A 20,979-nucleotide genomic window follows, 5' to 3' on the forward strand; every position below is an offset into this window, starting at 1 on the left:
GAGGACGTCGCGAGTCAGCCTGCGGCAGGTGTCATGCCGGCCGGCGCCGCTTCGCTCTCGCCAATCCTGATCGAGCTGTCGGGTCGCTCGCAGGTGCCGATCAGCATTCCGCTCGCCACCGCGCGGGCACGCAGCGCATCGACCACTTCGTCGCGTCCCGGTGTTTCCGAGAACGCGTCGCCCGCCTTCAGTGCGAACAGCTGGAACGCATAGCGATGCACGCCGTGGCCAGGCGGCGGGTCGGGCGGAAGCCAGGCGGCCTGCAGATAGGAGTTGCGTCCGGTGTGCAGGCCGGTGCCCTCCTGGTCAGCGCTCGCGAGCGCGCCTTCGGCGATGCCGCCATCGCTCGGCGGCAGCGCCACCACGATGGCGTGGACCAGCGGCGACGGCGTTGGCGAATCGGCGTCTTCCACCAGCAGCACCAAAGTTGCGACATCGGCCGGCACGTTGCGCCATTGCACGGGTGGCGAGTGGCCGATACCGTCGGCGGTATAGCGCGACGGAATCGGCGCGTGGTCCGCGAAGGCGAGGCTGGAAACCTCGATGGCAGCGAGTCCGCTGCGCAGGCCCAGCGTGTTGAACACGAGGGCGTCGAGACCCGCGCGCACATCGTGCAGGGCGTGGCCGATCACATCAGGGAGTTTTTCAAGCATGGGACGGGTATATCCGGCCAACGCCCACCTCGACGTAGGACAACGCATGACAAGGCCTTCCAGCGCTTGAACCCAGAATAAAAAGAACTTCCCATTCAGCCCTTTCATGGTCACTTCTCTCTCGCCCTTTGTTGCCCCCGTGCAGCCACGCGCATCGACCGGCATCGCCGGTCTCGACAGTGTTCTGGGTGGGGGCCTCCCCCGGGGCCATCTCTATCTGCTCGAAGGTTCGCCGGGCGCCGGCAAGACCACGCTGGGCCTGCAGTTCCTGCTCGAAGCGCGCGCGCTCGGCGAGCGCGGCCTCTATGTGACGCTGTCGGAGACGGCGGACGAGCTGCGCATCGTGGCGGGCTCGCACGGCTGGTCGCTGGACGGCGTGGAGGTGTTCGAGCTGGTCACTGAAGAAGGGCTCAGCCCGTCGGCCGAGCAGTCGATCCTGTATCCGTCGGAGGTGGAGCTCGGCGAGACCACGCGCGGCGTGATGGCGGCGGTGGAGCGGCTCAACCCGAGCCGCGTGGTGTTCGACAGCCTCTCCGAAATGCGGCTGCTCGCGCAGGATCCGCTGCGTTACCGCCGGCAGATTCTCGCGTTGAAGCACTTCTTCGCGGCACGCGACTGCACCGTGCTGCTGCTCGACGACATGACGTCCAGCGGCGGCGACCTCCAGCTGCACAGCATCGCGCACGGCGTGCTCGGTCTCACCCAGGTGAGCGGCGCCTACGGGCCGGTGCGGCGCCATCTGCGCATCCTCAAGATGCGCGGCGTGAAGTACCGCGGCGGCGAGCACGACGTGCACCTGGACACCGGGGGCATCGAGGTCTTTCCGCGCCTCATCGCGTCGGAGCATCGGGCCGACTTCGAGCTGGTGTCGGTCAGCACCGGCAACGCCGCCTTCGATGCGGTGCTGGGGGGCGGCCTCACGCGCGGCAGCAACACCCTGTTCATCGGTCCGTCGGGGGTGGGAAAGACCACCTCGGCCATGTCGTGCGTGGTGGCCGCCCTGCAGCGCGGCGAAAACGCGTCCTACTACCTGTTCGACGAAGGCATCGGCACCTTGCTACAGCGCTGCGAAGCGCTCAACCTGCCGATCCGGCACTACATCGACAGTGGGCAACTTCAGGTGTTTCCGCTCGACCCGGCCGAGGTGTCGCCGGGCCGGTTTTCCAACATGGTCCGCGAGGCGGTGCAGGAAGGCGGGGCCCGAACCATTGTGATCGACAGCCTGAACGCCTACCTGCAGGCGATGCCGGGTGCGCAGTTCCTGCTGCTGCAGATGCACGAGTTGCTCGCCTTCCTGAACCAGCAGGGCATCGTGACGATGCTGGTGCTGGGCCAGCACGGGATCATCGGCGACGTGCGCAGCGACCTCGACCTGAGCTACCTGTCGGATTCGATCGTGCTGTTCCGTTTCTTCGAATCGCAGGGCCAGTTGTTGAAGGCGGTGTCGGTCGTGAAGAGCCGGACCCATCGCCACGAACTCACCATCCGCGAGTTCCGCCTCGGCGACGGTGGCGTCGAAGTCGGCCCCGCCCTCACCGATTTCCAGGGCGTGCTGGCCGGTGTGCCGTCGTACAGCGGCGGCATATCGCTGCTGGGCGCGACCAGCCTCGAGATGGCCTGAACGCATGGAGGGACGTGTACTGATTCATGCGCCGCGTGGCCGCGATGCCACGGTGGTCCAGAAGGTGCTCGGCAGCCGGAGTTTGGCCACGCTGGTCTGTGCTTCGGCCGACCAGATGCTGGCCAACCTCGACGAAGGCGCGGCCGCTGCGATCATGACCGAGGAATCATTGCTGCAGGTGCCCGAAGCACCGTTGAGCCTGTGGCTCACGCGCCAGCCGAGCTGGTCGGATTTTCCGTTCATCGTGCTGGCGTCGCGCGACGCCAACGGGCGCTCGCGCAAGGCACTGGCGCTGTTGCAGACACTCGGAAATGTGTTCGTGCTCGAGCGACCCGTGCATGCTGAAACGCTGGCGCGCGCCGCCGACGCGGCGGTGCGCGCCCGGCGGCGGCAGTACGCCACGCGGCTGCACTTGCAGCAGCTGGAAGACACGCGCGCCGAGGTCGAACGGCTCAACGGCGCGCTCGAAGAACGCATCGTGGCGCGCACCCGCGAGCTTGCGGGCGCCAACGACCGGCTGATGGCGGAGATCGCCGAACGCGAACGTGCGCAGGCGGCCTTGATCCAGGTGCAGAAGATGGAAGCGATCGGTCGCCTCACCGGTGGCATCGCGCACGACTTCAACAACCTGCTGCACGTGGTCAACATGAACCTCGACCTGGTGTCGCGTGTCGCCAGCGACGAAAAGGTGCTCGGCATCGCGGCGCGCGCCAAGGGGGCCGTCGGGCGGGGCGCGAAGCTCACGGGCCAGTTGCTGTCCTTTGCGCGCAACCAGTCGCTGCTGCCGCGGCTGACCGACGTCAATGTGCTGCTCGACGGCCTGCGCGAGCTGGTCGCGGTGTCGGTCGGGCCGGCGGTCACTGTCGACATCCGGCCATGCGACGAGCCGGCCTGGGCGGTGCTCGATGCCAACCAGCTAGAAATGGCGGTCCTCAACCTTGCAGTGAATGCGCGCGATGCCATGTCGGGCGGCGGGACGCTCTCCGTCGCGGTCAGCGTGGTCGGCACGGCGGGCGCGGATTTGCCGCCGGGCCCCTATGTTGCGGTCTCGGTGTCCGACACCGGCACCGGCATCCCGCTGCATCTGCTGTCGAAGGTGTTCGACCCGTTCTTCACCACCAAGCCGGTCGGCAGCGGCACCGGTCTTGGGCTGAGCCAGGTCTACGGCTTCGCGCAGCAGTCGGGCGGTGTCGCCACGGTGCGCAGCGAGGAAGGCCGTGGCACCGTGGTCGAGATGCGTTTCCCGGCTTCTTCGGAGCGCAACGACGGCCCCGACGCGGTCAGCGCCGACAGTCCGCAAGCGAGCGCGCAGCGCCAGAAGGTGCTGGTGATCGAAGACGACGCTGAAGTGCGGCGCGCGATCGTCGAGAGCTTGTCGATGCTGGGTTACGTGGTGAGCGAGGCCGCCAACGGTGCCACGGGCCTGGCGGCGCTGGCTCAGGAGATGCCCGACCTGCTGGTGGTCGACTACGCCATGCCTGACATGAACGGCGCCGAAGTGATTGATCGGGCGAGGGAACACGCCTCCGACATTCCGGTGATCCTGGCGACAGGCTACGCCGACATGGCGGAGGTCGGACGCGTGCTCGGCACCCAATCGATCCTCATCAAACCCTTCGACATTTCGACGCTGGCTGCGGCCGTTTCCAAAGCCCTACAGGCCCGGTAACCGCGGCCCCGGACCTCGGTAGGAAGCCGCCGTGTCGTCTGCGATCTGTCAGGTTTCACCCCTATCATGGGCCCCGGTTTTTCAAGCCTCTCCACTTAACTTTTCAGGGAACATCATGGGCATCATCTGGACCATCATCATCGGTTTCATCGTGGGTCTGGTCGCGCGCGCGGTCATGCCGGGCACGCAGAAGGCCGGCTTCATCATCACCACGCTGCTCGGCATCGCGGGCTCGCTGATCGCGACCTACCTCGGCCAGGCGATGGGCTGGTACGTGGCGGGTGCGGGCCCCGGCTTCATTGCCTCGGTCGTCGGCGCCGTCATTCTTTTGTTCGTGTACGGCCTGGTCGCTCGCAAGGCCTGATTGCCCCCCCCCGCAGGCCGCTGCGCATCAAAGTTCAGCTGTTGTGCACAAATTCACGCAGCCGACAGGCGCGTCGTGCGCAGGCTGTGCGTGGCAATCCGGCCCTGGCTCATGATCCATCTTTGTAAACGAATGTGTCTTTTGTTCGTTTGCGACGTTGTTCACGTGCCAACCGAAAGTCGACCATGCAGGCCACTCGAAGAGGATTCACCCGGACCGCCGCGGCGCTGGCGTTGCTCGGTTCGGCCGGGCTGATCGGTGCGCCGCTGCGCGCGCAGAGCGCCCGCCGAGCGGCCGCGGGCAAGCTGATCGTGGGGCAGTCGTACCCGATGACGGGTGCGGCCAACGAGATCGGTCTGGCCTTTGCCGCCGGCGCCAAACTGTTCATCGACGGCTGGAACGAGCGGGGCTCCGGCCCGACGCTGGAGTTGCGTCAGCTCGACGACGGCTACGACGCGACGCGCGCCAGGGCCAATGCCACCAAGCTGCTGGCCGACGGCGCCGACGTGCTGTTCGGCTTCGTGGGCACAGCCAGCAGCGCCGCGGCGTCGGAGGTTGCGCAGCAGCAGGGCGCGGCGTTTTTCGCCCCGTTCGCCGCGGCCGACGCGCTGCGCGACAAGATGCATCCCCATGTTTTCCACGTCCGCCCCAGCATGGCCGACGAAGCGTTCGCGATGCTCCGGCACTGCGGCATCCTCGGCCAGACGCGCATTGCCGTCGTGGCCGACGACGACGCCATGGGCCGGGCCGCGCTGCAGGCCATCCAGGACGCCGCGGCCGAACTGAAGATGGCGCCGCCGGTGGCTGCCGCCTTCGTCAAGCCCGGCGGCACCCAGGTGGCCGATGCCGTCGCGATGGTCGCCAAGGCGCAGCCGCAGACCGTGATCCAGGCTTCGCTGTCGCCGACCACCGCCGCCTTCGTGCGCGAGATGCGCAAGACGGGCTACGGCAGCGGCTTCATGACTTTTTCGGTGGTCGGCATCGACCCGCTCTACACCGCACTCGGCAAGGAAACCCGCGGCGTGGTGATCTCGCAGGTGGTGCCGTCTCCGCGCAGCAACGGCAACGTCGCGATCGTCAAGGAATACCTGGCCGCCGTGGGGGACTCCGACCAGACCGCGTCGTACGAAGGCCTCGAAGGTTTTATTGCCGCCAAGGCGCTGGCCGAAGCGGCGAAGCGCGCCGGCCCGACGGCCACCCGCGCCAGCCTCCAGAAGGCGATGGCCGGCATGGGTGCGTTCGATGTCGGCGGCTTCCGCATCAATCTGCGCCCGCCGCTGCACGACGCCGCGCGGGCGGTCGATCTGGTCTACATCACGGCCGAGGGCCGGGTCTTGCGCTGACCGGCGTGTTGGAAAACTGAGAGCATCGGGGCCCATGCGGTCTCCGAAGCCGGCGGCCAAGACGCCCCGTAGCCACCACTATCACGTGTATGTCGTCGCGCTCGACGACCGCGTGTGGAACAGCGCGCGCTTCCGGCGCGCCAATCCGGACCATGTGCTGGGCAAGCCCTTCGTGTATGTCGGTATGACGGGGCTCGACCCGGACGTGCGCTTCGACAAGCACAAGGCCGGCATCCAGGCCAATGTGTTCGTGCGGGACCACGGCGTCGGACTGCTGCCCGCGCTGTACGAGCGCTACAACCCCCAGCCCCACGCGGCGGCGCAATCGTTGGAAGTGGAACTCGCCATCCGGCTGAGGGCGCTGGGCTATGGGGTCTGGCAGGCCTGAGCTGGCCCGGCGCCACGCCAAATGGTCACGAGTAGGTGATCCAGTCTTCGTATGCCGGGCCGTCGAGGTGCGGCAGCGTGTTGTAGGTCACCAGCATGTGGCGCTTCGGCGTGAAGGCGAACTCGGTGACCGACGTGTTGCGAATGCGCAGGTTCAGCTCGATGGTTGTCTCCGCGCTGGTCCCCAGCACATGGCCGACGGCGGTGCTGATCGGCCCGCCGCTCGACACCACCAGCACCTTCGCGCCGTGGTGCGTGTCGCGCACATGGTCGAGCGCCGTGGTCACGCCTTCGAGGAAGCCGAGGTAGCTCGGCATGCCGACCGGCTCGGTCTTGCCCTGCATCCAGGCGGCCAGGCCGTCGCGCAGCAGCCGGAAGTGCTTGCGGTAGAGCTCGGGCGTGTCGGGTTTCGGCAGCTTTTCGGGATGGATCGTCGCGACGATGGCTTCGCTGTCGTACTCGTTCAGGCCCGGCCACGGCAGCACGTCGTCGCGCGTGAGCGCCAGGCCCTTTGCAATGCCTTCCCAGGTCTGGCGGTGGCGCTTGAGCGTGCCGGTGATGACGGCATCGAAGGTCATGCCGCGCTCGCGCCAGTACTCGCCGAGCCGCACCGCCTGGCGATGACCGAGTTCGCTGAGGTTGTCGTAGTCGGCCGCACCGAAGCTGGCCTGACCGTGTCGCACTAGATAGAGGGTTCCCATGCCGCGGATTCTGGCGAAAAGCGCCGAACGCTCTTGTCCCACGTGTGACGAATGCTATGTTTTCGATAGCACCAATGTGAACAATGATTGCCGAGCGGCGGAGTGCTTCATGTAACACTAAGCTACTCATTGCCGTCGGCAATTTGCTGTTTCTCAGGGAGTCGAAAAAATGAATACGTCGTTTCGCAGCGTCTGGAATCCTGCGTTGGCCGCCTGGGTGGCCGTGTCTGAAATTGCGCGCACGCGCGGCAAGTCCGTCTCCAGTGCCGCGGGCATCGTCGCCACGGCGCTGTGCCTGAGCGCCGCCCCGGCGCTCGCCGGCAGCGGGGGCCTCGGGGGACGCCCCGCAACGCCCACCACGCTCTTTGCCGGTGACGGCGGCGCGGACAACGTCGGCGGTGCCGGCGGCTTCAACGACGGCGTGACCAACGGCACTGGCGGTGCCGGCGGCAGCGCCGGCACCGCGGGCGCCAGCGAGGGCGGCGCGGGCACTCCGGGAACGTATCCGGCCGGCGTCGGCGCTTTGGGCGGCGCGGCAGGCACGGCCGCCGCACCCAACGGCCTGGCCGGTGGCGGCTTCGACGTCACCAACCCCGCGATCAACGGCTACGGCGGTGGCGGTGGCGGTGGTTTTTTCGGCGGCACGGGCGCCTCGGGCAGCAACACGACACCGCTGGTCGGCGGCAACGGCGGCGCCGGGGGCACGGGCATCCAGGCGGCGGGTGGCGGCGGTGCCGGCGGCTACGGCGTGGTGCTCGCGCCTGCGGTCACCCCATTCACCAACAGCAGCCAAGTCACCGGCGGCAATGGCGGCTCGGGCGGCGCGGCCTCCGCGCAGGCCGGCGGCGGCGGTGGCGGGGGCAGCGGGCTCTGGCAGACCGGGGGTGTGGTCGCCAACACCGGTTCCATCATCGGGGGCGCCGGCGGGCTGGGCGGGGCCGGCGGCAACGCCGTCAGCGGGCCGAGTGGCGGCGGAGGAGGCGGTGGCGGCGATGGGTTGTTGATCACGGGCGGTTCGCTCCGGAACGAGGCCGGGGGGTACATCGTCGGCGGGACGGGCGGGCGCGGTGGCGACGCCGGGCCCAACGTCGCCGGCGCCGGCCGGGCAGGCGCCGGTGGCAGCGGCGGCGATGGCGTGCGCGCGGTCGCCAACGGCGTGACGCTCGTCAATGAGGGTTCGCTCTTCGGCGGCGTGGGCGGTGGTGGCGGAAACGCCGCTGCCGGGGGGGTGGGCGCTGCCGGCGCCGGTGGCGTCGGCGTGCGTCTGGTGGGCGACAACAACGTTCTGGTGAACGCGTCGCTGATCGTTGGCGGCCAGTCGCGCACGAACGTGCGCGCCAACGCCGTCGACATCACAGGCGCGTCCAACACCGTCGAGCTTCGCTCCGGGCAGGCCTTCATTGGCGACGTGGTGGCCACAGGCGCGGGCAACGTGCTGGCACTGGGCGGCGATGTCAGTCCTGCGACGCCTTTCAGCGTGGCGCCGATCGGCACCGCGTTCCGGGGTTTCGCGGGTTTTGAGAAGACCGGCGAAAGCACCTGGACGCTCACCGGCACGACGACCGCGGTGACGCCCTGGACGGTGCGTGCCGGCGTCCTGCAGATCACCAACGACAGCAACCTCGGCGCGCCGACGGGCGGCCTCGCCTTCGACGGCGGAACGATCCGTCTCGTCGGCGCGCCGGCCGACTGGACCACGTCGCGCGCCGTGTCGGTGCGCGCGGGCGGCGGCACGCTCGACCTCGATCAGCAAAGCGCGACCTTCAACGGCGCGCTGTCGGGTCCGGGTGCTTTCACGGTCACGTCGAATACCGTGACGCCCGCCAACTTCGGCGGGGTGCTCACGCTCAACGCGGCGGGCACGCGCACTGGCATCACCACACTCAGCAACGGCGTGAACGTGAACGTGAACGTCACCGACGCGCTCGGCACGGGCGCCGTGGCCCTGGTCAACGGCTGGAACAAGCTGAACTTCAACGGTGCGGCAAGCGCTGGCGCAGTGGTCTACACCGTGGGCGGGCTGGATGCGAGCGAGTGGAACAACGGGATCACCTTCAACGATGCGTCCAGGGCCGGCACGGCGGTGTTCAACCTGCGCGGTGCCGACACCCTGACGTCGTTCAACACGATCGATTTCAAGGGCACGTCGAGCGCTGAAAGTGCACAAATCAACGGCCAGGGCGGCTTCGTCACCTTTGCCGACAACAGCACCGCGGGCGCCTCGACGCTGGTCAACGACAGCGCGGGTTACCTGATCTTCACGGACGCCGCCAGCGGCGGCACCGCGAGCATCACGAACAAGGGCGCCTCGCAGTTGCTGGTGTTCGGCGATGCGCAGCTCGCGACGGCACGCGTGTCGAACCTCGACACCTCGACGGTCGATATTTCGGGCGCCAATGCGGGCGTCGCGATCGGGTCGCTGCGCGGCGCGGGCGCGGTCTCGCTCGGTGCCAATGCGCTCACGCTCGGCGGCCTGAACCTGGACGACGCGATCTCGGGCGTGATCGATGGCTCCGGGGCGTTGCACAAAATCGGAACCGGGGCTTTGACCCTCTCGGGCGCCAACACCTACACCGGCGCCACCGACATTGCCGAAGGCACCCTGCGCGCCGGCGCGGCCAACACACTCAGCGCCGTCTCGGCCCACACCGTCGCTGCCGGCGCCACGCTCGACACCGCAGGCTTCAACCAGCGCATCGCGTCGCTCGCCAACAGTGGCACCGTCTCGCTGCTGAGTGCGACGCCGGGCTCGACGTTGACCGTCATCGGCGCGTACGTCGGCAACGGCGGCGTGCTGCGCCTGGGCACCGCGCTCGGCGACAGCGGCAGCCTGAGCGATCGCCTCGTGCTCGACGGCATTGCCGCCAGCGCGACCGGCCACACGACCGTGCAGATCACGAACGTTGGCGGTCTCGGTGCGCTCACCACCGGCGACGGCATCAGCGTCGTCACCGCGCAGAACGGTGCCACCACCGCGGCCAACGCGTTCACGCTGGCCGGTGGTCACGTCGACGCCGGCGCTTTCGAATACCGCCTGGTCGATGGCGACGCGGCGGGTGCCGGCGAAAGCTGGTTCCTGCGCTCGACCACGACGGTGGTGCCCGTGACGCCGGTCGTGCCGGTGGCTCCGGTCCCGCCTGTCACGCCGGAGAACCCGGCCGAGCCGGCGCCGCCCGCAGGCCCTGTGGCGGCTCCGGCACCGGCCATCGTTCGCCCCACTTACCGCGCCGAGGTGCCGATGGTCACGGCCCTGCCGTCGATCCTGCGCGAGGGCGACCTGGCCATGCTCTCCACGCTGCACCGCCGCGTCGGCGACCAAGGCGCAGTCGGCACCTCGGCCGTGCCCAACGCCACCCGCGCCTGGGGACGCCTCATCGGCGGCAACACGACGGTCACGCAAAGTGGCGCCACCGCCCCGGAGAGTCGCACCCGCATCGGCGGCTTCCAGACGGGGGTCGACCTCGTGGCCGACGACCGCTGGAACGCTGGCTTGTATGTGGGCAAGCTGCGCAGCGACGCCCGCGTCGACGGCGTGTACGGCCTGAACCTCTACAGCCGCTACGCCGGCAGCCTGCGCAGCGACACCGCGTACCTCGGCGGCTACGCGACCTATGCCAACGCGCAGGGCCAGTACGCCGACTTTGTCCTGCAGTACGGCCGGCACGACATCATTGGCACGTCGGTCAACCAGGTCGCCAGCAGCAGCGACGGCAAGAGCTTGAGCGCCTCGGCGGAAATCGGCCAGCGCTTTGCGATGGGCACCGATTGGGGCATCGAGCCGCAAGCCCAGCTGATCTACAACCGACAGAGCCTGGACACCCTCCGGATCGGCGGCTTGACCACCGTCGCGCTGGACACCGCCAACGCGGTCATCGGCCGCCTGGGCGTGCGCATCACCGGTGACTTCACGACCGGTATCGGCCGTCTGCAGCCCTACGGCCGCCTCAACCTGTGGCACGGCTTCAAGGGCGCCGACCAGACCACCTTCATCGGCGGCGCGGGTGCCACCGGCTTCGGCAACCGCATCGGCTACACCTCGGTGGAAGTGGCTGCGGGGGCCACACTGGCGGTGACGAACACGACCAGCGTCTACGGAGAACTGGGCAGCCTCACGCACGCGGGCGGTAGCGCGTCGAAGGTCAAATCTTCGGTGCAGGGCTCGGTGGGGGTGAAGCTCAGGTTCTGAGGGGAACTCGCAGCGGCGCGACAGATGGACCGCGCGGCCGTAACCATGCCGTTCGAGCGGTCCCGCGACGGGTTGCGGGCCAACTTCCCGATCGTTGTTTCAGCCTGAAAGTTCAAGCCACAGCGCCGGCAGCGCTTGTCCAGTGGGCGCGGAAGGCTATGTTTTTGATCGCAATAGACCCGATCGCGTCATGCGATGACCGCGTGCGTTTCCCATCCCGCCCGCTCCAAATCAACCAACAGGGCCTGTTGCTGCGCTGCCGTGCGCGGCAGCAGCGGCGGGCAGGTGCGCGCCCAGGCCGGGTCGTCGTAGCGCAAGGCCAGCGCGGCTTTCACGCTCGACACCAACGCCTCCCTCGCGAGGATGCCGCGCTGCGTCGCGGCCCGTGCGACCGCGCTGCGGCCGGCGGCGCTGCCTTGCTCACGCCAGGCGGTCTGCGCATCGGCCGCGGTGAGGTTGGTGGTGGCCGAGATGCAGCCGGCAAAGCCATCCTGGGTGGCGTCGGCCAGCGTGGCCTCCGAACTCGGAAACACGTCGAAGCCCGGAACTGCCTTCACGACCGCACGTGAATATTCCAGGTCGCCCGAGCTGTCTTTGACGCCGACCAGCAGACCGGCGTGGCGCGCGGCCAGTGCCGCCACCGTTTCCACGGGCCAGGGAACGCCCGTGTTCTGTGGGATGTGATACAGATACAGCGCCAGCTTGCCGGGCCGCAGGCGCGCGACGAGCGCGTCCACATAGGCGAGCAGCGCTGCGCCGTCCAGGCCAGGGTAGAAGAAAGGCGGCAGCACCAGCGCGCCGGCAAAGCCCAGATCGGCTGCGGCCTGCGTCAGCACGACGCTGTCGTCCAGCGCGCACACGCCGGTGCCGACCATGAAGCGCTCGAGCGGCAGCCCGGCGTCCTTCACGCCCTGCATCACGGCCAGCCGCTGCCGCACGCTGAACGAGGTGGCTTCGCCGGTCGTGCCCAGCAGGTTGATCGCATCGCAGCCGCCCTCGAGCAGGCCCCGCAGGTGCGGCATCAGTCGTGCGATGTCCGGCGAAAAATCGGGGTGGACGGGCGTGGCGGTGGCGGCGATGACGCCGCGCAGGCGAGGGGTGGTCATGAATGGGTGTCCGAAAGTGATGGGTCAGCGGGGCGGTCAGAAGCCGTAGAGCGAAGCGGGGTTGTCGACCAGCACGCGCTGTCGCGTGGCCGGGTCGGGGATCCAGCGGTGCAGCAGGTCGACCAGGTCGCCGGCCTGCGGCGTGGTCGCGGGTTGCTCGGTGTGCGGCCAGTCGCTGCCCCACAGGAGGCGATCGGGCCGGGCGGCCAGCAGCGTTGCAATGCGCGATGCCAAGTCGTCGTGCGGTGCCGGCAACGTGCTGACGCGATAGGGCGCGCTGAGCTTGACCCACACCCGGCCGGTGTCGAGCGCGGCGAGCAGCGGCTGCAGGCTGTCGCTCGGCGGCACGCGGCCCAGGTGGTCAATGACCAGCGGGACCTCGATACGTTGCAGCAACGACTGAAGTGCACCGGCGTTCGCGGCATCGAGCACCAGCTGCAATTGCAGATGCCACCCCCGCGCTTCGGCGCGCGCGCAAAGCCGGACCGCTGCATCCACGCTCAGTACCGCGGGGTTGACCAGGTTCAGTCGGATGCCGCGTACGCCGAGGGCATGCATGTCCGCGAGTTGCGCATCGCTGATGTCGGCTGCCGGTACCGCGATGCCGCGAAAGCAGGGCCCGCCTTCGCGCAGTGCATCCAGCAGCGCGCGGTTGTCCGTGCCGTACACGCTGGGCTGCACCAGTACCGCGCGTTCGATGCCGAGCGTGGCCATCACGCGGCGGTAGTCGGCGAGCAGGCTGACGTGGGGCGTGTAGCCGCGGCGCGCGTCCAGCGGGTAGTGCGCGGGCTGGCCGAACACATGCAGATGGGTATCGCAACTGTGCCGCGGCAGGCGCTGTTGCGGTGCTGACGGGGTCGTTGGCGGCGGGGCGCAGTCGGGTGTGGCCGGGGCCGCCATGTTCATTCGCGGGGGGCGCGGCCGGGCACGAGAAAGTCGAAGTCGCAGCCCTCGTCGGCCTGCAGCACGCTGCGGTGGAACAGCGCCGCATAGCCGCGGTCGGGCACGGCCGCTGCGCCGGCGGGCGGGGCCGAACCGGCAGCCTCGCGTCGGCGCGCCAGTTCCGCATCGTCGACCAAAAGATCGATGCGTCGCTTCAGCACATCCAGGGTGATGCGGTCGCCGTTCTGCACCAGGCCGAGCGGCCCGCCGGCGGCCGACTCCGGCGAGATGTGCAGCACGATGGTGCCGAAAGCGGTGCCGCTCATGCGCGCGTCGGAGATACGCACCATGTCCTTCACGCCCTGCATCGCGAGCTTGCGCGGAATCGGCAGGTAGCCAGCTTCAGGCATGCCCGGTGCGCCGCGCGGTCCGGCGTTGCGCAGCACCAGCACATCGTCTGCCGTCACGTCCAGGTCGGGATGGTCGATGCGGTGGGTCAGGTCTTCGACCGATTCGAACACTACCGCACGGCCGGTGTGCTGCATCAGCGTCGGCGACGCGGCCGACTGTTTGATGATCGCGCCGCGCGGTGCCAGGTTGCCTTGCAGCACGGCCATGCTGCCCATCGCCTTGATCGGCGCAGCGCGCGGGCGGATCACCGTCTGGCCGGGCACGTCTTCGGCGGTGGCCATGTAGTCGCGCAGCGTGCCGCCCATCACCGTCGGGGTGTCGAGGTCGAGCAGGTCTTCCAGCTCCTGCAGCAGGCGCGGTACGCCACCGGCCCAGTGAAAGTGCTCCATGTAGTGATCGCCCGAGGGCTTGAGGTCGACCAGCACCGGCACGTCGCGGCCCAGTTGGTCGAAGTCGTCCAGATCGATCTTCACGCCGAGCCGGCCGGCCGCGGCGGTCAGGTGGATCAGTCCGTTGGTCGAGCCACCGATGGCCTGCATGACCACCAGCGCATTGCGGAACGCGGCCTTCGTCATCAGCGCGGAGGGCTTGGGTCCCCCGTTTTTTGCCATGGCGGCAGCGAACATGCCACTCGCCTCGGCCGAGCGCAGCCGGTCGGCATGGGTGGCGGGGATCGTGGCCGAGCGCGGCAGCGCCAGGCCCATGGTCTCGACGATGCAGGCCATGGTGCTGGCGGTTCCCATCACCATGCAGGTGCCTGCCGTCGGTGCCAGCCGCTCGTTGATGAACTCGATCTGCTGCGCATCGATGCGCCCGCCCCGGTGTTCGCCCCAAAGGCGTCGGCAGTCGGTGCAGGCACCCAGCTGCTCACCTTTGTAGTGGCCCACGAGCATCGGACCGACCGGAACAATGATGGTGGGCACGTCTGCCGAAGCCGCCGCCATCATTTGCGCGGGAATCGTCTTGTCGCAGCCGCCGATGAGCACCACCGCGTCCATCGGCTGAGCGCGCACCATTTCCTCGGTGTCCATGGCCATCAGGTTGCGCAGGAACATGCTGGTCGGATGCGCGAAGGATTCGTGGATGGAGATGGTCGGGAACTCCATCGGCAGGGCCCCGGACAGCATCACGCCACGCTTGATCGCCTCCACCAGCTTGGGAACGTTGCCGTGGCACGCGTTGTAGTCGCTGAACGTGTTGGCGATGCCCACGATCGGGCGTGACAACGCATCGTCCGACAAGCCCATCGCCTTGATGAAAGCCTTGCGCAGGAAAAGCGAAAAATCCGGGTCGCCGTAGGAGGTCAATCCTTTGCGCATGCCTTGGGTCATGGGAGGTCCTGTGAACGAGTCTGCGGTCCGGAATGGAGCGCTGCGATCGGCAAAGTATCAATAATCGGAAGAACATCGTCAATAATTAAAGCGGGCAATTTCGCTTTTTCAGGGGAAAACCCTCAAACACCGTCGCCTCAACAGTCAATAATATTGACAATGTGCCGCGCATGGAAGCCTTTCTTGTCGGCGCGACCGGTTCGAACCGGACCCCACTACAGGAGATACACATGACGGTTTTCCCTCGCGCCATGGCCTCGTCAGGCTTGCGTACCGCCCGCCGGGCCGCCGGGGCGATCGCCTTGGCCGGCACCGCGTTGGCATGGGTCGGCACGCCCGCCATCGCGCAACAGCAAACGCTCACGATGTGGAGCCACTGGCCCGACGAGGCCTCCAAACGCGGCTTCATCGAAGAGCGCGTCAAGCAGTTCGAAGCGGCCACGCCACAGTGCAAGGTCAATCTGCAGTTCGTGCAGAAGGCCGACCTCTACACCTCGGTCAAAACCTCGGTGCGCACGGGCCAGGCGCCCGACATCTTCTGGCTCGAGCCGGACGAGATCGCCTTTGCGAAGAGCGGTTATCTCGAGCCGCTCGACAACTACATCAACCTGGCCAACCTGGAAGACTGGGCCCGCCGCTCCTGGACCTGGAATGGCAAGGTGTACGCCGTGCCGCAAGAGGCCTATTCCGTCGAGCTCTACTACAACCGCGATCTCATGAAAAAGATCGGCGTGACGCCGCCGGCCAGCATGCAGATGACGCAGGCGCAGTTCACCGACATGGTCAAGCGCTCGGCTGCCGCCGGCATCACGCCGACTGCCACCGGCGTGGGCGACCGCCCGTATCCCGGTGCCTATTTCCTGCAGGAAGTGCTGCTGCGCAAGCTGGGCACCGACGACTACGAGAAGCTCCTGACCGGCAAGCTGAGCTTCCAGGACCCGCGCGTGACGGAGGCGATGACCTGGGTCAAGCAACTGGTCGATGCCGGCATGTTTCCCAAGAGCATGGCCACCATGAAGCTGGGCGAGTCGCACTATTACTTCCACACCAACCCGGGCGCGCTGATGTTCCCGATCGCCAGCTGGTACACCGGCCGCGCGTTCGTGGCGCCCGAGAAGGGCGGCCAGCCCAAGGACTTCGCGCTCGGCCTCATGAAGTACCCCGCGATGGACGGCAGCAAGTGCCCCGAGTGCAAGACGCTCGCGGTCGGCGGCAGCTACGTCATGTATTCGCGCAGCAAGAACAAGGAGTGCGCGGGCAAGATGCTCTCGTCGCTGGCCACCGTGGAGAACGGCAACAAGTGGATGGAGGGCGTCCTGTTGCAGACCGGCGTCAAGACCGATCCGTCGCGCATCACCAGCATCTATGCCCCTTATTTCAAGGAACTGCAGGAGCGCAGTGCGGGCTCCAAGTACTTCATCGGCACGCCGCTGCACTACATGAGCGGCAAGTGCGGCGACACCTTTGCGCAAGTGCTCAACCGGGCGTTCCCCGGCGGCCTGATGAGCGTGAGCGAAGCGGCGACCCAGATGGATGCGGCCTGCAAGGCCGCGACCTGAAGCGGCAGCGCAGCAGGGAGTGGCCGACGTGAGCGATCCTTCTTCTTCAGGCGTCGTGGCGTCGATGCGCCGCACGCTGGCCACCTGGTTCGCCGCGCCCGAGGCCGACTCGCGGCGCGCGTCGCTGCCCACGGTGATGCTGTTCCTGGCGCCGGCGTTGATCGTCTACGCGGCACTGACGGCCTACCCGGTGCTGCGCACTTTCTACAACAGCTTCTTCAACGTCGCCGACCTCGCGTCGTCGGAGTTCGTCGGCTGGGCGCACTACGCCGAGGTGTTCAAGGACAAGACCTTCTGGGCGGCGGTGCGCAACACCGCCATCTGGTCGGTCATCGGCCCGATCCTGGACGTGGTGGTCGGTTTGCTCCTGGCGCTCTGCCTCTACGCGGGCGTGCCCTTCTCGCGCTTCCTGCGGGTGGCCTGGTTCACGCCGGTGCTGTTGTCGTATGTGGTGGTCGGGATCATGTGGGTGTGGATCTACAACTACGACTGGGGCGTGGTCAACGGCATGTTGCGCGCCATGGGGCTGGAAAGCTGGGCCCAAGCCTGGTTGGGTGACCCGCGCTTTGCGCTCGGCTCGCTGATCGTCACGCATGCCTGGAAGTGGGCGGGCTTCAACATGGTGGTGTGCCTGGCGGCCTTGCACTCGCTGCCTTCGGAAGTGCTCGAAGCCGCGGAACTCGACAACTGCGGCTGGTGGCACAAGCTCACCGACATCATCGTGCCGATGCTGTGGCCCACGCTGCTCAACCTCTACATCCTGGCCTTCATCGGCAAGATGAAAGTGTTCGACCTGGTCTGGATCATGACCGAGGGCGGGCCCGTGTGGTCGACCGAAACGGTCTCGACCTATGTCTACAAGCGCGCCTTCAACTGGAACACCTTCGACCTCGGCTATCCCTCGGCCATCGCGGTCGTGTGGTTCTTCGTGGTGGTCGGCTTCGTCGTGTTCTTCAACGTGTTGTTCCGTCGCCGCGAGCGCATGGAGTACTGAGCCCCATGACCGCATCCACTGCACACGCGCCCGCACTGGTCGCGCACCGCGACTCGATCGCCACCACGCTCTCGCGCATGCTGCGCAACGGCGGCCTCATGGCCGGCGTGGTGCTCTACACGCTGTATTCGGCGCTGCCCTTTCTCTGGATCGGGACGATGTCGGTGCGCACCACATCGGAGATCAGCGCCAACCACTTCGCCTGGCCTGAAACCTTCCACTGGGACAAGTTCCGCGTTGCGTGGGTGGACTCCAACTTTGCGCAGTATTTCTGGAACAGCACCTTGATCGTGGTGTCGGCGGTGGCCATCGTCACGCTGCTCGGCGCGGCCGCGGCACATTGCCTGGCGCGCTACAACTTTCGCGGCAACCGGCTGGTCTATTTCATCCTGTTCAGCTCGATTGTCTTTCCGCCGCAGATCATCCTGATCTCGCTGTTCCAGGTGCTGGTGGAGTACGACCTCTACAACTCGCGCCTCGGACTGATGATCGTGTACGTGAGCCTTCAGTTGCCGTTGACGGTGTACCTGCTCGAAGGCTTTTTCGCGCGCATCCCGCAGGACCTGTTCGACGCGGCCAAGATGGACGGCTACTCCGACTTCGAGATCTTCTGGCGCATCGTGCTCCCGGTGGGCATGCCCGCCATCGCGACCACCATCATCCTGAACTTCATCCAGCTGTGGAACGAGTTCCTGTTCGCCGTGGTGTTGCTGAGCGACCCGAGCTCGCGCACGCTGCCCATCGGCATCCGTGCCTACATGGGCGACTACTTCCAGGACATCGGGATGATCGCCACGGGGATGATGATCGCGGTCATTCCGGTGGTGGTGCTCTACGCCTTCTTCTCCGAGAAGCTCATCCAGGGCATGACGGCCGGCGCCGTCAAGTAAGCGCCGCGCCTGACCTCTCCCACCCATTCATCGACCGGAACACACCGTGGCAGCTGTCCATCTTCAGAACATTTTCAAGCGCTACAAGGGAACCACGCAGCCCGCCGTCGACGACGTCTCGCTGTCCGTGCTGGACGGCGAATTCATGGTGCTGCTCGGCCCGTCGGGCTGCGGCAAGTCGACCACGCTGCGGATGATCGCGGGGCTGGAGTCGATCAGCGACGGTTCGCTGGCCATCGACACCCGCAAGGTCAACGAGGTGCCCGCGAAGGACCGCGACATCGCGATGGTGTTCCAGTCGTATGCGCTCTATCCGCACATGACGGTGGCCGACAACCTTTCCTTCGGCCTGCGCCGCCGCAAGGTCGACAACCAGCAAATCGCCGCGCGCGTGAAGTCGGCGGCCGACATCCTGGGCCTGAACGAGTTGCTGGCGCGCAAGCCGGCGGCGCTGTCGGGCGGACAGCGCCAGCGCGTGGCGCTGGGCCGCGCGATCGTGCGGGAGCCCAAGGTGTTCCTTTTCGACGAGCCGCTGTCGAACCTCGACGCGGCCTTGCGGGTGAACACGCGCAACGAACTGGTGCGGCTGCACCACCGGCTCGGTGCCACCATGATCTACGTGACTCACGACCAGGTCGAGGCCATGACGATGGGCCAGCGCATCTGCGTCATGAACAAGGGCAAGGTCGCGCAGGTCGGCAAACCGCTCGATGTGTACCGCGCACCGGCCGATGCGTTCGTCGCCCGCTTTCTTGGCAACCCGCCGATGAACATCCTCAAGGCCTGCATCGCTCAGCGTGATGGCCGGCGCGTTGCCGCGCTGGGCGGCACCGAGTTGCCGCTGGTGCGCTGGGCCGATGCTGCCCTGCCACCGGCCGGTGATCTGTTGGTCGGCATCCGGCCCGAAGAGCTGCAATTGCACGAAGCACGCGACGACAGCGCCACCCTGCGCGGCGTGGTCTCGGCCATCGAACCGCTGGGCGCCGAGACCCTGCTCATGGTGTCGCTCGACGATGGTGCGGGCGACGTGATGGCGCGGCTGCACCGCGATGTCAGCGGCCGCATCGGCGACCGCGTGGGCCTGAGCGTGCCGAACGAGGCGCTCTACCTGTTCGACGCGCTCACCGAAAAGGCGATCCCCGCGGCCGACGTGCGCAAGCCATGACGACGCCGTTGCGCATCGGTCTGGTCGGTGCGGGCTGGGTCACCGCGCACCACCTTGCGGGTTGGCGCGCGTTGGAAGCGCGGGCCACTGTGGTGGCGATTGCAGACCCGAACCGTGATCACGCCCAGGCGCGCGCCCGCGAGCACGGCATCGGCCAGGTGTTCGAGAGTGCAGAAGCCATGTTCGATGCGATGCGGCTGGATGCGGTGGACGTCGCAGCCCCACGCGAATTCCACGCCGCCATCGTGCGCGAGGCGGCACGCCGCGGCCTGGCGGTGTTGTGCCAGAAGCCGTTGGCGCCCACGCTGGCAGAAGCCCGCGCGCTGGCCGACGAGGTGGCGCCGCAATGTCGCCTCATGGTTCACGAGAACTGGCGCTTTCGTCCGTACTACCGCGACCTCGCGGCGTGGCTGGGCGAGGGCCGTATCGGCGATGTGGTGCAGGCCAGCATGACGCTGCTGACCTCCGGTTTGCTGCCGGACGCCACGGGCCGATTGCCCGCGCTGGAGCGCCAACCCTTTATTGCCAGCCTCGACCGCGCGCTGGTGATGGAGATCCTCATCCACCACATCGACACGTTGCGCTACCTGCTGGGCGAGCTGACGCTGGTGCATGCGCGGCTCGGCCATGCGAGCCCGGCGATGCGCGGCGAAGACCGCGCGTTCTTGTCGTTCGAGACCGCATCGCAGGCACCGGTCGCGCTGCTCGCCAACCTGTCGGTGCATGGCCGCCCCGCGGCCCAGGCAGACCGCCTGACGCTGGTCGGCACCACCGGCACCATCGAGCTCGAGGGCGACACGCTGCGCTGCTTCGGCGCGCGGCCTGCCGAGCTACGATATGACATGCCCGCCTGCTACTTGGCGTCCTATGCCGCGACGATTTCGCATTTTGTCGATTGCGTGCAGAGCGGACGCGGTTTCGAGACGGAGCCCGCCGACAACCTGCGCACGCTGGCGCTCGTGGAGGCTGCTTACCAACGTGGGGGGATTGAAAAGAATTGACGACCGAAGTGCTTCTCGACGAACCGCTGGGCGCGGCCACTGCGGCGGCCCATGCCGAGCCGGCCGACATTGCCAAGGTGCTGGGCGAAGACATCATCTTCGGGCGACTCGCTCCCGGTGCGCGTCTGACCGAAGACACGCTGATTGCGCGCTTCAACGTCACCCGCCATTTCGTGCGCGCGGCGCTGGCCGAGCTGGAGCGCACCGGCATCGTGGTGCGCGAGAAAAACAAGGGCGTTGCGGTGCGCTCGCTGACCCCGCGAGAGGTCGGCCAGATCTACGAGGTGCGCGAGCTGCTGCAGCGCCAGGCCGCGCTGCGCATCCCGCTGCCGGCCTCGCCCGCCGTGATCGCGGAACTGGAGCGGCTGCATGCCCAATACCGTGACCATCTGCAGGCTCGCAACTTCACCGGCGTGCACGAGGCCAACGATGCATTCCATCTGACGATGTTCGCCGCATGCGGCAATCCTTACCTGGTGGAATCGATCAAGCACTACATGTGGCAGAGCCTCCCGGTGCGCGCCAAGAAGACCGCCGACTATGCGCATGCCGAGGCCTCGGAGCGCGATCACTTCATGATCATCCAGCTGCTCAAGGGCACCGACAGTTGGGCGCTCGCGCAGCTGTGCGTCGAACATTTGCAGGGGGCGAAGAACGATTATTTGCGCAAGATCGCGCTGGCGTCGGACGCGTACTAGTTTAAGGATTCTGCGAGC

Annotated in this window: 17 protein-coding genes; 12 read left to right on the plus strand and 5 right to left on the minus strand. The window is 67.5% G+C overall.

The window, feature by feature from the left end; all coding sequences use genetic code 11:
* Positions 1 to 14 precede the first annotated feature (14 nt).
* The gene (locus AX767_RS12955; protein WP_068631717.1) at positions 15 to 653 is read right to left on the minus strand and encodes a YbhB/YbcL family Raf kinase inhibitor-like protein; all 639 of its coding nucleotides are present in this window, start codon (positions 651 to 653) and stop codon (positions 15 to 17) included.
* A 106-nt stretch (positions 654 to 759) separates the two neighbouring features.
* Between AX767_RS12955 and AX767_RS12960 the strand changes: the two genes are divergently transcribed.
* The 5 genes from AX767_RS12960 (at position 760) to AX767_RS12980 (ending at position 6,038) form a co-directional block, all read left to right on the plus strand.
* Positions 760 to 2,274 carry an ATPase domain-containing protein gene (locus tag AX767_RS12960; protein ID WP_068631718.1) on the plus strand — a complete coding sequence of 505 codons (1,515 nt, stop codon included), beginning with the start codon at positions 760 to 762 and terminating at the stop codon, positions 2,272 to 2,274.
* Positions 2,275 to 2,278: 4 nt separating this feature from the next.
* Positions 2,279 to 3,943 (plus strand): response regulator, encoded by a 1,665-nt coding sequence (locus tag AX767_RS12965; protein WP_068631719.1) that lies wholly within the window; start codon positions 2,279 to 2,281, stop codon positions 3,941 to 3,943.
* A gap of 115 nt (positions 3,944 to 4,058) precedes the next feature.
* Positions 4,059 to 4,307, plus strand: coding sequence for a GlsB/YeaQ/YmgE family stress response membrane protein (locus tag AX767_RS12970; RefSeq protein WP_068631720.1), 249 nt, complete (start codon positions 4,059 to 4,061; stop codon positions 4,305 to 4,307).
* Positions 4,308 to 4,492: 185 nt separating this feature from the next.
* Positions 4,493 to 5,650: an ABC transporter substrate-binding protein gene (locus tag AX767_RS12975; protein ID WP_068631721.1), complete on the plus strand. Its 1,158-nt coding sequence runs from the start codon at positions 4,493 to 4,495 to the stop codon at positions 5,648 to 5,650.
* Positions 5,651 to 5,684: 34 nt separating this feature from the next.
* Positions 5,685 to 6,038, plus strand: a complete 354-nt coding sequence (locus AX767_RS12980; protein ID WP_068631722.1) for a hypothetical protein — start codon at positions 5,685 to 5,687, stop codon at positions 6,036 to 6,038.
* Between the two features lie 25 nt (positions 6,039 to 6,063).
* Here AX767_RS12980 and AX767_RS12985 read toward each other — a convergent pair whose 3' ends face one another.
* Complete coding sequence (locus tag AX767_RS12985; RefSeq protein WP_068631723.1) at positions 6,064 to 6,738, minus strand: histidine phosphatase family protein; 675 nt, start codon at positions 6,736 to 6,738, stop codon at positions 6,064 to 6,066.
* A 169-nt stretch (positions 6,739 to 6,907) separates the two neighbouring features.
* Between AX767_RS12985 and AX767_RS12990 the strand changes: the two genes are divergently transcribed.
* Entirely contained in the window at positions 6,908 to 10,924 is a 4,017-nt protein-coding gene (locus AX767_RS12990; RefSeq protein ID WP_068631724.1) for an autotransporter outer membrane beta-barrel domain-containing protein, read from the plus strand.
* A 188-nt stretch (positions 10,925 to 11,112) separates the two neighbouring features.
* On the opposite strand, the gene AX767_RS12995 is transcribed toward AX767_RS12990, so the two are convergent.
* The 3 genes from AX767_RS12995 to AX767_RS13005 are packed head-to-tail and all read right to left on the minus strand — an operon-like array spanning position 11,113 to position 14,654.
* Positions 11,113 to 12,030, minus strand: coding sequence for a dihydrodipicolinate synthase family protein (locus tag AX767_RS12995; RefSeq protein ID WP_068631725.1), 918 nt, complete (start codon positions 12,028 to 12,030; stop codon positions 11,113 to 11,115).
* 36 nt (positions 12,031 to 12,066) lie between these two features.
* Complete coding sequence (locus AX767_RS13000; protein ID WP_068631726.1) at positions 12,067 to 12,936, minus strand: amidohydrolase family protein; 870 nt, start codon at positions 12,934 to 12,936, stop codon at positions 12,067 to 12,069.
* Positions 12,933 to 14,654, minus strand: coding sequence for an IlvD/Edd family dehydratase (locus tag AX767_RS13005; RefSeq protein WP_068631727.1), 1,722 nt, complete (start codon positions 14,652 to 14,654; stop codon positions 12,933 to 12,935). The genes AX767_RS13000 and AX767_RS13005 overlap by 4 nt, the downstream gene beginning before the upstream one ends.
* A 230-nt stretch (positions 14,655 to 14,884) precedes the next feature.
* On the opposite strand from AX767_RS13005, the gene AX767_RS13010 reads away from it, so the two are divergent.
* From AX767_RS13010 to AX767_RS13035, 6 genes are read left to right on the plus strand one after another with little or no spacing between them, the layout of a single operon-like run.
* Positions 14,885 to 16,213, plus strand: a complete 1,329-nt coding sequence (locus tag AX767_RS13010; RefSeq protein ID WP_082755013.1) for an ABC transporter substrate-binding protein — start codon at positions 14,885 to 14,887, stop codon at positions 16,211 to 16,213.
* A gap of 28 nt (positions 16,214 to 16,241) precedes the next feature.
* Positions 16,242 to 17,207 carry a carbohydrate ABC transporter permease gene (locus tag AX767_RS13015; protein WP_156481039.1) on the plus strand — a complete coding sequence of 322 codons (966 nt, stop codon included), beginning with the start codon at positions 16,242 to 16,244 and terminating at the stop codon, positions 17,205 to 17,207.
* A gap of 5 nt (positions 17,208 to 17,212) precedes the next feature.
* Complete coding sequence (locus AX767_RS13020) at positions 17,213 to 18,097, plus strand: carbohydrate ABC transporter permease (protein ID WP_210392477.1); 885 nt, start codon at positions 17,213 to 17,215, stop codon at positions 18,095 to 18,097.
* A gap of 46 nt (positions 18,098 to 18,143) precedes the next feature.
* The gene (locus tag AX767_RS13025; protein ID WP_068631729.1) at positions 18,144 to 19,262 is read left to right on the plus strand and encodes an ABC transporter ATP-binding protein; all 1,119 of its coding nucleotides are present in this window, start codon (positions 18,144 to 18,146) and stop codon (positions 19,260 to 19,262) included.
* Positions 19,259 to 20,263, plus strand: a complete 1,005-nt coding sequence (locus AX767_RS13030; protein WP_068631730.1) for a Gfo/Idh/MocA family protein — start codon at positions 19,259 to 19,261, stop codon at positions 20,261 to 20,263. The genes AX767_RS13025 and AX767_RS13030 overlap by 4 nt, the downstream gene beginning before the upstream one ends.
* Complete coding sequence (locus AX767_RS13035) at positions 20,260 to 20,961, plus strand: GntR family transcriptional regulator (protein ID WP_210392479.1); 702 nt, start codon at positions 20,260 to 20,262, stop codon at positions 20,959 to 20,961. Before AX767_RS13030 ends, AX767_RS13035 begins: the two co-directional genes overlap by 4 nt.
* Positions 20,962 to 20,979 lie beyond the last annotated feature (18 nt).

The sequence above is a fragment of the Variovorax sp. PAMC 28711 genome (assembly GCF_001577265.1).
In the GTDB taxonomy this organism is placed as follows: Bacteria; Pseudomonadota; Gammaproteobacteria; order Burkholderiales; family Burkholderiaceae_C; genus Variovorax.